11 protein-coding genes are annotated in these 13,473 nt (G+C 60.1%); 6 read left to right on the top strand and 5 right to left on the bottom strand.

All coding sequences use genetic code 11. The annotated features are described in order from the left end of the window. Nucleotides 1–2: 2 nt before the first annotated feature. Nucleotides 3–1,250: an NAD(P)/FAD-dependent oxidoreductase gene (locus TU79_RS23695; RefSeq protein ID WP_057010262.1), complete on the top strand. Its 1,248-nt coding sequence runs from the start codon at nucleotides 3–5 to the stop codon at nucleotides 1,248–1,250. 207 nt (nucleotides 1,251–1,457) lie between these two features. Here the strand turns inward: TU79_RS23695 and TU79_RS23690 are convergent, their stop codons facing one another. Next, a complete protein-coding gene (locus TU79_RS23690) occupies nucleotides 1,458–2,366 on the bottom strand; it encodes an ADP-ribosylglycohydrolase family protein (protein ID WP_057010291.1) in 909 nt (302 codons plus the stop codon). Nucleotides 2,367–2,403: 37 nt separating this feature from the next. Then, nucleotides 2,404–3,387, bottom strand: coding sequence for a GlxA family transcriptional regulator (locus tag TU79_RS23685; protein WP_057010261.1), 984 nt, complete (start codon nucleotides 3,385–3,387; stop codon nucleotides 2,404–2,406). A gap of 521 nt (nucleotides 3,388–3,908) precedes the next feature. Between TU79_RS23685 and TU79_RS23680 the strand changes: the two genes are divergently transcribed. From TU79_RS23680 to TU79_RS23660, 5 genes are all read left to right on the top strand, one after another. Then, on the top strand, nucleotides 3,909–5,249 hold the full coding sequence (locus tag TU79_RS23680; RefSeq protein WP_057010260.1) for a sensor histidine kinase: 1,341 nt from the start codon (nucleotides 3,909–3,911) through the stop codon (nucleotides 5,247–5,249). After that, nucleotides 5,234–5,617, top strand: coding sequence for a response regulator (locus tag TU79_RS23675; protein WP_057010259.1), 384 nt, complete (start codon nucleotides 5,234–5,236; stop codon nucleotides 5,615–5,617). Before TU79_RS23680 ends, TU79_RS23675 begins: the two co-directional genes overlap by 16 nt. Nucleotides 5,618–5,626: 9 nt before the next feature. Next, nucleotides 5,627–6,874, top strand: coding sequence for a GGDEF/EAL domain-containing response regulator (locus TU79_RS23670; RefSeq protein WP_057010258.1), 1,248 nt, complete (start codon nucleotides 5,627–5,629; stop codon nucleotides 6,872–6,874). Between the two features lie 157 nt (nucleotides 6,875–7,031). Further along, nucleotides 7,032–10,769 carry a DUF8038 domain-containing protein gene (locus TU79_RS23665; protein WP_057010257.1) on the top strand — a complete coding sequence of 1,246 codons (3,738 nt, stop codon included), beginning with the start codon at nucleotides 7,032–7,034 and terminating at the stop codon, nucleotides 10,767–10,769. Nucleotides 10,770–10,863: 94 nt separating this feature from the next. Continuing rightward, on the top strand, nucleotides 10,864–12,216 hold the full coding sequence (locus tag TU79_RS23660) for a cation:proton antiporter (protein ID WP_057010256.1): 1,353 nt from the start codon (nucleotides 10,864–10,866) through the stop codon (nucleotides 12,214–12,216). On the opposite strand, the gene TU79_RS26385 is transcribed toward TU79_RS23660, so the two are convergent. The 3 genes from TU79_RS26385 to TU79_RS23650 form a co-directional block, all read right to left on the bottom strand. Next, complete coding sequence (locus tag TU79_RS26385) at nucleotides 12,207–12,371, bottom strand: hypothetical protein (protein ID WP_169793817.1); 165 nt, start codon at nucleotides 12,369–12,371, stop codon at nucleotides 12,207–12,209. The two genes, TU79_RS23660 and TU79_RS26385, sit on opposite strands and share 10 nt — an antisense overlap. Nucleotides 12,372–12,382: 11 nt before the next feature. Further along, entirely contained in the window at nucleotides 12,383–12,595 is a 213-nt protein-coding gene (locus tag TU79_RS23655) for a hypothetical protein (protein WP_057010255.1), read from the bottom strand. 85 nt (nucleotides 12,596–12,680) lie between these two features. Next, entirely contained in the window at nucleotides 12,681–13,226 is a 546-nt protein-coding gene (locus TU79_RS23650) for a hypothetical protein (protein WP_057010254.1), read from the bottom strand. Nucleotides 13,227–13,473: the final 247 nt, after the last annotated feature.

The following is a 13,473-nucleotide window of genomic DNA, read 5'->3' as shown; positions in this document are numbered from 1 at the left end:
GCATGTGCGACCAGACCCCGCCAGACATCGTCATCGTCGGTGCCGGCATCATCGGCGTAGCCTGCGCTCTGCGACTCTCGCGGCAAGGACGCCAGGTGCTGGTGATCGACGCGCAGGCGCCGGGCATGGGCGCTTCCTACGGCAACGCCGGTCACCTGGCGACCGAGCAGGTCTTTCCCATCGCCGATCTGGCGATCCTCAAACGCCTGCCCGCCATGCTGCTGGACCCCACGGGCCCGCTGCGCTTGGACTGGAAATACCTGCCCCGCGCCCTGCCCTGGTTCGCCCGGCTGCTGCTCAACCTGCGGACGGAGCGCTATCAACGCACGGTGACCGGTCTTAGGGCCCTGAATGAAGGCAGCCTGGATGCCTGGCGCCGCCTGCTCGAGTCCATCGGACAGCCACAACTGCTACGCAACGACGGCTCATTGTTGGTATTCGAGCGAGCCGATTCGCGAAACGCCATCGATGCCTTGCAGCAGCGCATGCAACAACAGGACGTACCAGTGGCCTTCTGGTCAGGCGATGCGGTCCGCGCCGGTGCGCCGCAGTTGAGTGAGCGCATCCAGGGCGGTTTGTTTTTTCCGGGCACCGGGCACTTTATCGATCCCTACACAGTGGTGCGCGCGCTGGTTGATGCCGCCAAGGCCGGCGGCGTGCGATTTATCCAGCGCAAGGTGCTCAATGGACGCGTCGAAGGCGATGGCGTCACGCTGACGACCGACCAGGGAACTCTCACCGCACCGCAGGTCCTGATTGCCTGCGGCGCCCACTCCGCCAAACTGACGGCGGCCCTGACCGGCAAAAAAGTGCCACTGGACACGGAGCGCGGCTACCACCTGATGCTGCCCCACGAGCAAGGCCGTCTGCCATTTGCGGTCACCTCGCTGGAACGCAAGTTCATCATGACCCCCATGCGCGGCGGCCTGCGCCTGGCCGGCACGGTGGAATTCGCCGGACTGGACCGCCCTGCCAACATGGAACGCGCCTGGCAGCTGCACCGCCTGAGCCAGGGCCTGTTCCGCGAAGACTTGAACCGCCACGACGCCAGCCCCTGGAGGGGATTTCGGCCTTCCCTGCCAGACTCGCTGCCGATCATTGACCAAGTCTGTGGGGGCAAGGTACTGCTCGCGTTCGGTCACCAGCATCTGGGGCTGACCCAGGCTGCGGTGACAGCGCAGATGATTGGGCAAATGGTGTCACACCAGAACGTCCCGCAATGGGCGTCGTATCGTCTTTCACGGTTCTGAGGGATTAAAAATCAGAATCAAATCCTGGAAGCGGGCCTAACTGTGGCGAGCGGGCTTGCCCCGCGTTGGGCTGCGCAGCAGCCCCAAAACCATGCCCCGTGCAGTATCAGGTACACCGCGTTTTGCTTGATTGGGGGCGCTTCGCACCCCAACGCGGGGCAAGCCCGCTCGCCACAGAGGTCTCGGCCTGCTTAAGGGGCTTTGAGTCTAGGCGGCGGCAGCCCTGAACAATGCCTCGGCAATGTGTTGAATCTCATCGCGCATCCACAGTTTCTCCAGCCATCCGGAAGGAATGCCTTGAACTCCGTAGTGCGCGCCGGCCAATTGCCCAACGATGGCAGCAGTTGTATCGGCGTCATCGCCCAGATTTGCCGCTTCGAGTACCGCGTCGGCGAAACAATGGGTGTGATGGAAGCACCAGAACGCAGCCTCCAGGGAAGCCACCGCATAACCGGAACCCACAATGTCGTTACTCGACTTCGCTTGATATTCACTGCCTGCGATAGCCGACACTTTCGGTGCCGACAGGGAGAGATTGGGAAACCGAAGCACATCAGCTTTAGCAGCCCCACTCAATGCATTACTGATCGCTTCGGCCAGTAACAGACAACACTCAATCGCCTCCTGCGCCGCATGGGTGGTGCGAGAGCTGTCTGCCGTGAATGCGCGGACCTGCTGACGGTCAGGAAAGTAAAACAGGACCACAGGCGCCAAGCGCATCATTGAGCCGTTGCCTGCGGAATAGGGGTCCGTAGAGCCTGCAAATGGATTGCCATTTTTCTGGAAGTCAGCCAACGCTTGACGAACCGTCATCCCAATATCAAAACACTCGCCTGTGGAGCTCAAATCCCCATGCGCCCACCATTTGAGGTAACGCGCCATCTGATCCGCCGCGTCAAACCCTCCACTCTGCAACAAGCTCTGCGCCAGGCAGAGCGCCATCGATGTATCGTCCGTCCATTGGCCAGGTTTGAGCTTGAAAGGCCCTCCGCCGACCATATCAACCACGGGCGCGAATGAGCCTCGGGGCATGAATTCGACCGTCGTCCCGACTGCGTCGCCACAGGCCAAGCCGAGCAAACTGCCACGATAGCGATCCAAAAGCGTTATAGCCATGCTTACTCCCTGAGCTAATTCCTCAACGACACACACGCTACTTCACCAACCGCTTCTCCTTGGAGGGGCGATATCCGAAATACGCGCTGTAACACTTGCTGAAATGACTCGGCGACACGAACCCGCACGCCACCAGCACGTCCACCTGTGACAACTCGGTGTGTTGCAACAACCGTCGCGCCTCGGTGACGCGCAGTTCCATGTAATAGCGCTGCGGCGTGGTGCCCAGTTGTTCCTTGAACAGCCGTTCGAGCTGGCGCCGGGAGCGCCCGGCGTAGACGGCCAACTGGTCAAGTTCGAGGGGCTCTTCAAGGTTGGCGTCCATCAACTTGACCACTTCGCGCAACGGCGCGCTGACGCAGACGTTCTCGGTCGGTTTGATGCGCCGATAGCGTGATTCCTCGAAGGCCAGAATGTCTTCGATGCCTTCAACCAGCGCCTTGCCATGCCGGCTCTTGATCCAGTCCAGCGCCATATGAAAAGCGCCCGACGGGCTGGAGGCGGTGAGCCGATCGCGGTCGATCACGAAGGGCTCACTGGTGACCTGGGCTGCCTTGGACACTTCCGCAAGTGCCGGCCGGTGCTCCGGATGGATGGCGCAGCGATAACCCTGCAACAACCCGGCGCGCCCCAGGAACCAGGAGCCGTTCCACAACCCGGCGAGACTGATGCCTTGTTCCGCAGCGCTGCGCAGCAGATGGATAAAGTCTTCGCTGGCCTTGAGTTCGGTGCGAAAGCCGCCGCATATCACCAGCAGGTCCATGTCATGCAACGCCGCCGCCTCAAGCACGGCGTCGGGGCGAATCACCAGACCCAGGTCACTGATGACTTCGCCCTCACCCCTGCCGAAGGTGCGCGAGGCGAACAGCTCAGGGCGCAGCAGGTTGGCGGTGACCAGGGTATCGAGCGTCTGGGTGAACGCCGGCAGGGAGAAGTGTTCAAGCAACAAAAAGCCGACGCGAGTGACCGACGCCAACTGCCCGGGGTTTTCGTTGAGGTAACGCAGGTTCTTGCCTTTCATGCCGCCGCTGAATTGACGTCTTTCCATCGAGGGGTGGCCCACTTTTATTGTTGATCCCATGGGCGTCATCTTAGGGGCAAATGGGCTGGCTGTCTCAACCGGCGCGCGCGGATGATGGGTCAGCATGCGCCCCGCATCTTACGTCTGCCTCACTCGACAACAGACAATCTGATATGGTTTTTTATTCGCCACCTGCCTCTGTACTGAAAGCCACTGCAGACAGACAATGGCGCCAACCTGACATTTCTGTCATCCAACTTCTCGGAGGCTCCATGACCAAGATGGCACTTTTCCTGTTCGGCTTTTTGGTACTGACGATTGGCATTGGCCTGCTGGCGACGATATCGCCGGTGTGAGGTCAAAATTCCGGCAGAGCGCTTTCTGCCATCAAAGAGCCATAATCTCTGCTATTGTCCAAAGACCTCATCTCCTCATCATCGCCCCACGCGATCTTCTGTGAGCATGCTCTGCGACATCGGCCTTTTCGATGTCGGGCCTCAATAGCACGGAACGCACAAGCGATGGACACACCGCCACCCACACCGCCGCAATCGCGCGCCGAAAAGATCGTCGAGTTCAAACGCCAGAAAACCCTGCTCAAGACCGGCGCGCTGCAGGATGCCATCTTCAACAGCGCGTATTTTTCCAGCATCGCCACCGATGAAAAGGGTGTGATCCAGATCTTCAACGTCGGCGCCGAACGCATGCTCGGCTATGCCGCCGCCGATGTGGTCAACCGCATCACACCTGCCGATATTTCCGACCCCGTCGAGCTGATCACCCGCGCCGCCGCGCTCAGCCTGGAGCTCGACACGCCCATCACGCCGGGCTTCGAGGCGCTGGTGTTCAAAGCCTCGCGCGGGATCGAAGACATCTACGAGCTGACGTATATCCGCAAGGATGGCAGTCGCCTGTCGGCCATGGTCTCGGTCACGGCGTTGCGCAATCGCAGTGACATGATCATCGGCTACCTGCTGATCGGCACCGACAACACCGCGCGCAAGCAGGAGGAAGCCGAGCGCAAGGGCTTCGAACGCGCCCTCGAAGAAAAGAACCTGGAGCTGGAACACGCCAGCCACATGAAGTCCGAATTCCTCGCCACCATGTCCCATGAACTGCGTACGCCGTTGAACGCGGTGATCGGTTTTTCCGAAGCGCTCAAGGATGGGCTGGTGGGCGACATGAGCGACACCCAGCGCGAGTACATTGGCGACATTTTCACCAGCGGCCAGCACTTGCTGTCGCTGATCAACGACATTCTCGATCTGTCCAAGGTCGAAGCCGGAATGATGGACCTGGAGCTGGAAGCCGTTGAACTCTCGGGCTTGCTGGCCAACAGTCTATTGATCGTGCGCGAAAAAGCCGCGCTGCAGCGTATCCAGTTGAAACTCGACAGCCCGGACGATTTCGGCTGGCTTGAGCTGGACCTGCGCAAGACCAAACAGATCGTCTACAACCTGCTGGCCAACGCGGTCAAATTCAGCGAGCACGGCAGCTCGGTAACCCTGGCCGTGCGCGAAGTCAGCCGCGATCAAGTCGGCCTGGTGCCCGGCGACTGGCCAGTGCACAACTTTGCGTTGCCGCCCGGCTCGCACACGCAGTTCCTCGAACTGAGCGTCAGCGATACCGGTATCGGTATTGCCGAGGACGACATGGGCAAGCTGTTCAAGGCCTTCAGCCAGATCGACAGCAGCCTGGCGCGTAAATTCGAAGGCACAGGTCTTGGCCTGGCAATGGTCAAGCAGTTGACCGACCTGCATGGCGGCAGCGTCGCCGTGGCCAGCCGCGAAGGCCTCGGCGCACGTTTTGTGGTGTGGCTGCCGCTGCACCGAAATCTGGAGGCCACATGGCCGCAATCCTGATCGTCGAAGACAACGAAGCCAACATGCGCCTGGCTCGCCTGCTGCTGGTGAATGCCGGCCACAGCGTGGTGTGGGCCGCCGACGCCGAAAGCGGCCTGACCATGGCACGCGAGCTACAGCCGGCGCTGATTCTGATGGACATTCAACTGCCTGGCATGGACGGCCTGGCAGCAACACGCTTGCTCAAGCAAGACCCACATACCGCGCATATCCCGGTGATTGCCCTCACCGCCATGGCCATGAAAGAGGACCGGGAAAAAACCCGCCTGGCCGGTTGCGACGCCTATGTGATCAAACCCCTGCGCTACAAGGAGCTGTACCAGGTGATCGACACCCTGCTGAATCCGTCCATTGCACCTCTAGCATGAGTCCTCTCCATGGCCAGCTCACCCGCAACGCTGTTGATCGTTGATGACGACGCTCACATACGCAAACTCCTGGAAACCCTGCTGCACCACGAGGGCTACCTGACCCTGAGCGCCGCCAGCGGTGAAGACGCCTTGCACCTGGTGGCCAGCAACCCGCCTGACCTGGTGTTACTGGACGTCATGATGCCCGGCATGGACGGCTACGAGGTGGCCAGCCAGCTCAAGGGCAATCCCGCCACCGCGAATATCCCCATCATCATGCTCTCGGCGCTCAGCGAGTCCGAGGCAAAGGTCAGCGGCCTGGAAAGCGGCGCCGAGGAGTTCATCACCAAACCGGTGGAACGCCTGGAATTGTGGCTGCGGGTACGCAATCTGCTGCGGCTCAAGGCCTACGGCGATCAGCTCAAACAGCACAGCCTGATGCTCGAACAGCAGTTGCTGAAACACACCAGCCCAAGTGCGCAGATGAACGTGCACGACCTCGCCCGTCAAGACCTGGAATATGCACTGCGTGCAGCGGTTGAACGCAATGAGTTTGCCCTGCACTACCAACCCAAGGTCGAGCTGGCCAACGGCGAAGTCTGTGCCCTGGAGGCGTTGTTGCGTTGGGATCGGCCTGGCTACGGCCCGGTCTCACCGGCCGTGTTCGTACCTGTACTGGAAGACCTCGGCCTGATCGTGCCGGTGGGCCGCTGGGTGATCGAGCGCGTCTGCCAACAGATCGCCACGTGGCAGCTCAACGGCATTGGCGCGGTGGAAGTGTCGGTCAACGTGTCCGGCCATCAATTGATCGAAGGTGACCTGATCGCCGATATCGAGCGCATCCTGGCCACCACCGCGGTGGAAGCACACTGGTTGGAGGTGGAACTCACCGAAAGCTCGCTGATGGAAAACACCGAGCACACCATCGCCGCCCTGCAGCGCCTGCGCGCCATGGGCGTGAAAATCTCCATCGACGACTTCGGCACGGGCTACTCAAGCCTGGCGTACCTGCGACGGTTTCCCATCGATACGTTGAAGATCGATATCGCGTTCATCCGTGAGGTCACCACCAACCCGCAGGATGCGGCGATCACGCGCACCATCATCGAACTGGCCCACAGCCTGAGCCTGCGGGTGGTCGCCGAGGGCGTCGAAACCCAGGCGCAGTTGACGTTCCTGAAAGAGGCCGGCTGCGACCAGATTCAGGGGTATCTGTTCAGCCGACCGTTGCCGGTGGAAACGCTGGAGCGGTTGTTGCTGGACCGGATCAAGTAAGTCCACGGAGCCCGAATGCAGCACGAATGAGACCGCCTGAAATACACACAGATTTGAATCGAAATACAAGGTCACCACACGCAGGGACGGGCGAGGGAATCAATGACGCGACAGAGGCGACAGAAGATTGATAACACTCAATCTAAAGGCGCTCTTTATGCAAGGACTCTCCAACCATAACCCAGCATTCAATCAATCGTTGCCCGCCCTTCCCCCCGCCTGCGGGCAACCATTTTCCAGACAGCAGCGTGACGCCCAAGCGCCAGTCAAACCTGGCACTTCGCGCACCGACGGCGACCGCTTATTGGCCCTGCAATACCGCAATGCGCTCCTTGAGGCCGCCCAGACCAGCAGCACGCCGACGATCCACCACGTGCCTCCCCACTCCACCTTCGGCCAGTGGTGGGGCCAACTACGTGACGCGTTTCAGTCCACCGATATGCGCCAGTGGATTCAAGATCGCGGTATCAACCGCACCTCGATCACACTCGACCCACAGACGGGCGAGATCGCCTTTATGGTCAAGGGCAAACAGCACAAGGCAGGGCAAGACGATGCTCATTGGCGCGCAGTCAGCGGGCCGGTCTTGGAAGTCGCGCGCTTGCTCGGTATAGGCACCGCGTTTGCGCCGCCTGCAACCCTGGCAGACGAGCCGGTGCCGTGGTGGATAGTCGGCCGCTTTTATCAAGAGCCCCAGGCGCTGGAACCGCTCCAAAAGCAACAACGCGCGCTGGAGATCGAGCGCGATCAGAATTTCAAACCACTTGACCCGAACACCAGACAGGCGTTGATCACTGCGCGCAGCGAAGATGCACTCGACGAGCAGAAAACCGTGCTTGCCGATATTCATACCCGCCACGCTGCCGCCGCCAGCCTGCAACACCTGGCAAACACCCTACAAAAGGGTATTGATTATGACGGGCAGATCGAGGACGAATTAAAGAAGCCCATTCATCTCTCTGAACACGCCTCCTACTATCCGGATAGAACCGGCAAAACGAACCAGGTCAGTCTGTTGAAATTGCTCAAGGACCACGGCTGGGACATTCCAACGAATCACGAGCAGTTGGAGAACCTGGCGACAGCATTGGCCACGCCTGTCCTCACCTCACCCATCCATGGCAACCTGGGGGGCGCACTGGCCTGGCCGGAACCCCTTGCGCAGGACAGACAGCGTCAACTCACGCAGGTTATCCATTCAGCTCGACTCAGCACTGTGCGGGTATTTCACGATGACTCCGTTCTCACTCATTTGCTGCGCGACCGGCCTGTTTCCCCGCAACCGCTGCGCGATCCGCGGCGGCTGATCGATGACTTGCTCAGGTCCCCCAAGGGCAAGGCATTGGCCGAAGCGCTTCAAGCCTTTTTTGAGCGGCTCGCCATCAAGGGCAGCCCCAGCGACTGGCTGCTGGCAGCCCTGAACCTGGAGAGCAGCACCGACATCGAAGGCGTGACGATTCACTCCCCGCAGCCCCATATCGAGGGCTTCCCGCTGGTCACCGCGCAAAACGCCGGCAAGACACCCTCAATCATCGTCAAGGAGCTGGCTGAATACCTGCTCGCCAACGGCAACGCCGAATCCGCCGAGACGGCAACCATCAGGGCTCATCTGCAACTGGCCAACCGAGCGCCACAGTTTCTGGTCAACGACATCCCCAAACAAGTGAAAGTGGGTGCTCATAGCTGGGTCAGCTTTACCACGGCTGTTGCCCGCCTCGAAGCGAAAGCACCTGGAGCAACCGCGGGGATGAGCTATGCGCAGGTCATGCTACACGCCAGCGCAGCGCCGCTTAACGATCACGAGCGTCAGATCGAGTACGCGGCCCAGCAAAACGCGATCAAGGACTGGGCTGTCGCAAATGGCTTGGGCTATCCGATGACCGAAGGCGCGTTAACCCAAGCCTGTAACGCATTCAACACGCAGATCCGCGAACTGCGCGAAGCTGCTGAAACGCAGATCCCACACATGCCGACAACCAGCGCCATTGCATTGGAGCAATTGAAAAAAGCGCTGCCGGACATGAACCCGAAACTCCTCGAAGCAAAGTGTATTGAGCTCGAACCCTCCAACAAGGACTTCCCGGGCCCCTACTCGATACTGGATCTGTTTATCGATGGCCGCTTCCTGCGGCGCGCGCCGGATGGAAATTTAACTGATGGGTTGTATTGGCTGAAATTCATACCCATTTCGATTGCACTAACGCTTGGCGACGACGTTACTCCCGGCACCTGGAATGCTTCGTCAAAGGAGATCGACATCAAGGCGGTACTGGCAAAAATCAAGGATTTGCCCTCCCCGCGCCAGCCTTTCGAAACGGCATTTACCGATTACGCCAACGCGGTGAAGAGAACGACTGCGGCACAAATAAAAACCCTGGTTTCAAACCTGCCGCTGGAAGACCGGCAGAATCTTGAGTTTGGAAAAATAACCGTCCGTACGGAAATCGACTACTGGCGAAACGATCATCCACTCCCGGTTGAAAAAGGCACTCTCCTTGTCGAAACGGTGCGTAATGGAACCTCGGTGACCTATGCCATCAACCGACTGAAGGGCACCATCACCAAACGACCAGAGATGGCCTACAAGGAGCGCCAACCCACCAACGGTTGGCATCCCTCCAAAGGAAAGCGATACGACGTCATAACGCCTGGTGGGGAGTATCCATCCAGACTGACGGATGAAAAAAAGGGTGAGCACGGTACTCCCTACAGCTACGCCAGTGACAGAACCCGCTACCTTGCCGAGGCGGTCATCGCAGACATGGAGCTGCCTGCGGTAAAACGCTACGCCAAAGGCGCGACAACCTTTGAAACGCAAGTGCCCACTTACCGCATCATTGAAGAGATTGCGCTCAACCTGATCCCGTTCCGCTCAGCGATCAAGCATTTTATCGACGGCAAAACGCTTGAAGGCTTCGTTGACCTGGCGTTCGATATCTTCGGCTTCGCGGTCGGCCTTGGTGCTGCCTTCAAAGGCGCAAAAGCCCTCTCAGCTGGAGCCTCGGCATTGTCCAGAATCGCCCATGCGGGCAAGATCCTCGGCCGTGCGGCGGTAGGCGCGCTCAACCCTCTGAGCGGTCTTGATGACCTGGCCCGGGGGGCGATCAACCTCGCTCGCCGGGGCGTTTCCCGTGCGGAAAAGCTATTGGCAGCGTTGGCAAAAGTTGATGTGGCCGCACTGGCGAAAAAACCAAATATCGCCCAAGGCACGCTCAAGGGGGTCAACGGCGCCAGTGATGTGGGCGCACTTGCCAAATTGGATGAAGCGACCGGTCAATGGCACGCCATCAACCCCGTCAACCGAAAATCCTTCGGGCAGCCGCTGTCGAACTTTCAGGCCAAGGTGCTTTCCAGCGGCGAACTCAGCGGAAACATGAAGACGTTGTATAAAAAACTGGACAAGAACACCCAACTGGACATTTGTTACGCGACAGCGTTACGCGCCGCCCAGGCCGACAAAAAGATCACTGACACGGCGTTCAACAAAATCATTCCCGAGGTGCTCAATGGCGGATCCCAAACCTATAACCGCATGATGAAAATTCGCCCAGACACCTTGAAGAGCAGCTTTAACGCGGCCGACATTTCCGAGTCAGGCGTCGCTACCTTTGTCAGCCGACGCGGCTATAACAAGGACAAAATCGTGCACGCTGCTTATATTCAAAAAGCCCCGGACGGCCAATTGCATCTCTACCACTCCAACTCTCTGGCACTGGACCACGCATTGGGCGGCACCCGGCTGCAGCCCGCCACTGTAGGCAAGGCCAACGTCTATACGCTGGGTCGGGAGCAACAGGCCGGCATTCAACGCTTCATGGATGACGGCGGTGGCTACGACATGGTGTTCACCCCATCCAGCACCCTGGAATCCAGCATCAGACGCCACGCTGCCTGAATCTGTCCTTCCCCTCAAAGTGAATGGAATCACTTTGAACCCGCACCCGGGCGCAGCCTCCAACCTGCATACACCACGGCCCGGAACATGCTCGATGACATTTATTCTATGGTTGGCCGTACTCGGCGCCGTATTGCTCACCCTCGCCCTCACCTCCTCCTACCTGCGCTGGATGCCGGTGACCACCTCGGCGGTGTGCCTGTTGCTGGGCGTCGCGATTGGCCCGTTGGGGGTGGACCTGTTGCACCTGGACATCAAGGGTTCCGCGCGCTGGATGGAACACCTGACCGAAGTCGCCGTGTTGTTTTCGCTGTTTGTCAGCGGCCTCAAGCTGCGCCTGCCGCTCAGCCATCGGCTGTGGCGCATCGCATTCGGCATGGCCGGGCCGGTAATGCTGCTGACCATCCTCGGCACCTGCCTGGCGCTGCATTACCTGCTGCAATTGTCGTGGGGTGTGTCGCTGCTGGTGGGGGCGATCCTGGCACCCACCGACCCGGTTCTGGCCGGCCTGGTGCAGGTCAACAACGCCCAGGACTATGACGCGCTGCGCTTTGGCCTCTCGGGCGAGGCCGGTTTGAACGACGGCACGGCCTTCCCCTTCGTGATCTTCAGCCTGCTGTTCATGCAGCATGGCGGTTTCGATGGCGACTGGCTCGGCGGCTGGGTCCTGAAGAACCTGATCTGGGCAGTGCCGGCCGGGTTACTGGTGGGTTACTGGATGGGCCGGGGCATCGGCCGCGTCACCTTGTGGCTGCGCATCACCCACGACGACAGCACCCTGTCGCCCAATGACTACCTGACCCTGGCGCTGATCGCACTGGCCTACGTGGCCGCCGAAGCGATCGGCGGCTACGGTTTCCTGTCGGTGTTCGCCGCCGGCCTCGGGCTGCGCCAGGCCGAATTCAAATCCACCGGCAACGCCAGGACACCCGCCGAGCACCTGGCACTGCCCGTGGTCGGTCATCTGGAGGTGGAGCCAGCGCACGCCCTGCAAGGCGACGTCAGCGAGCTGGCCGACACGCAGATTGCCGCAGGCGTGATGATGGGCGACATGCTCTCCTTCGGCAGCCTGGTGGAACGTTCGATGGAAGTGTTTCTGGTGACCGTATTGGGCATCGTGCTGGTCAGCCATTGGGACTGGCGCGCGCTGTTGATTGCGGCCTTGCTGTTTTGCGTGATTCGCCCGGTCAGCGTATTCGCCATGCCCTGGGGCAGCCTGGTCGACCGCCAGCAACGCGGCCTGATGGGTTGGTTCGGGATTCGCGGCATCGGCAGCATCTACTACCTGTTCTACGCCCTCAACCATGGGCTGATCGGCACCAGCAGCGCCGTGGCCGTGAACCTTACCGTGTCGGTGATTGCCCTGAGCATCGTCGTTCATGGCCTGAGTACCCAGCCGATGCTGGCATGGTATGAACGACGAGCCAGGGCGAAGGGTCAGTCCTGACGCTCAGTATTGCCGACGTCTGCCGCGTCATCCAGATCGTTGAGAGGCACAGTGGCATCATCCTTGAGCGGCGCGGTGGCATCGTCCATCAACGAGCCCGGGTCTTCGTTGCCCGGATCGTTGGGGTCGTCTTCCAGGTCGAGTTCTTTTGACATGCCGTTCTCCTCTAGCCGCCCTGAGTATCGATATCGGCATCGGTTTCAGGTTTGTGCTCAGGCTCGGGCTCGAAATCCGGGCTGAAGTCGTTCTCCTTTGCCTTGGGGTCGCTGGCAGCCGCTGGATCCTTGGGCGCATTGACAGCGCTGCCTGGGGCCGGCTCGCCACCGTCGATGGCCGGGTCGTTACGGTTGCTGGTTTGCGGGTCGTTGCTGGTATTCATGGGGCACCTCTTCGCAGGTCTGGGAGAAATCTGTACTGCGTAAAGCTAAGGCGCCGCGCCTGCGGACGAAGTTCCGTCCAATTGCTCAGCTGATCGGATTGTCGATCTGGATATAAAACGCATAAATGCCCAGCACCAGCCAGAACACCATGAACAGCCACGGCGCACGCATGGAGAACAGCAGCGACTTGCGATAGCCCTTGTGGGACGACTCCATTTCGGAAAACAGCGGCGACTCATCGTAGGCCATGCCCATCACCGGCTCGCTGCGCAGCAGTTCGCTCTGCTTATAGTGCCAGTGGTCGATGATTTCATACGCCGCGCGAATACCGGGCCACGCGTTCAGCGAACTCAAAATACCCAGCGCCACCAAAAACACCGGCACCACCAGGGTAAACAGCTTGCCCCACTCCGGATTGAGGTTGCCCATGCCGGACACGAAGGCGATCACCAGGAATGACTGCGCGGTGAGGTAGGCATCGGTGCGGTTGGCGAGGATGCTGGTTTCGTACTGGATTTCTCGGCGGTAGAAGTCCAGCCGGTCCTTGGGCGAACCGAAGATCTTGGCGTTGTGCTCGCTGTGGTCGGTCAGGGCCGATTCCGGGGTATCGGGCGAGATGATGGTTGGCACGACGGTACTCCGCAGATTGTCGAATGCCGATTAGAAGAATCAAGCGTGCGCGAAGTTCAAGTTAGTTACGCACCATTAAAGAGCACTGCGTGTGCAATGTAATGTGGAACGCCCTATCGTGGCGAACGGGCTTCTGTGGCGAGCGGGCTTGCCCCGCGTTGGGCTGCGTGGCGGGCCCAAAAAAGCGGGAGCGCTGCGCACCCCAACGCCGGGCAAGCCCCCTCGGCACAAGTAATCCGCCCCCCAA

Origin of the sequence: Pseudomonas trivialis, assembly GCF_001439805.1 — a bacterium.
In the GTDB taxonomy this organism is placed as follows: Bacteria; Pseudomonadota; Gammaproteobacteria; order Pseudomonadales; family Pseudomonadaceae; genus Aquipseudomonas; species Aquipseudomonas trivialis.
Note: the sequence above shows the minus strand (reverse complement) of the source record. Positions and strands in the feature narration are given on the sequence as shown.

Coding starts and splice junctions, on each gene's coding strand:
- TU79_RS23695 (WP_057010262.1), top strand. CDS start 3: ATGTGCGACCAGACCCCGCCAGACATCGTCATCGTCGGTGCCGGCATC.
- TU79_RS23690 (WP_057010291.1), bottom strand. CDS start 2,366: ATGGCTATAACGCTTTTGGATCGCTATCGTGGCAGTTTGCTCGGCTTG.
- TU79_RS23685 (WP_057010261.1), bottom strand. CDS start 3,387: ATGAAAGGCAAGAACCTGCGTTACCTCAACGAAAACCCCGGGCAGTTG.
- TU79_RS23680 (WP_057010260.1), top strand. CDS start 3,909: ATGGACACACCGCCACCCACACCGCCGCAATCGCGCGCCGAAAAGATC.
- TU79_RS23675 (WP_057010259.1), top strand. CDS start 5,234: ATGGCCGCAATCCTGATCGTCGAAGACAACGAAGCCAACATGCGCCTG.
- TU79_RS23670 (WP_057010258.1), top strand. CDS start 5,627: ATGGCCAGCTCACCCGCAACGCTGTTGATCGTTGATGACGACGCTCAC.
- TU79_RS23665 (WP_057010257.1), top strand. CDS start 7,032: ATGCAAGGACTCTCCAACCATAACCCAGCATTCAATCAATCGTTGCCC.
- TU79_RS23660 (WP_057010256.1), top strand. CDS start 10,864: ATGACATTTATTCTATGGTTGGCCGTACTCGGCGCCGTATTGCTCACC.
- TU79_RS26385 (WP_169793817.1), bottom strand. CDS start 12,371: ATGTCAAAAGAACTCGACCTGGAAGACGACCCCAACGATCCGGGCAAC.
- TU79_RS23655 (WP_057010255.1), bottom strand. CDS start 12,595: ATGAATACCAGCAACGACCCGCAAACCAGCAACCGTAACGACCCGGCC.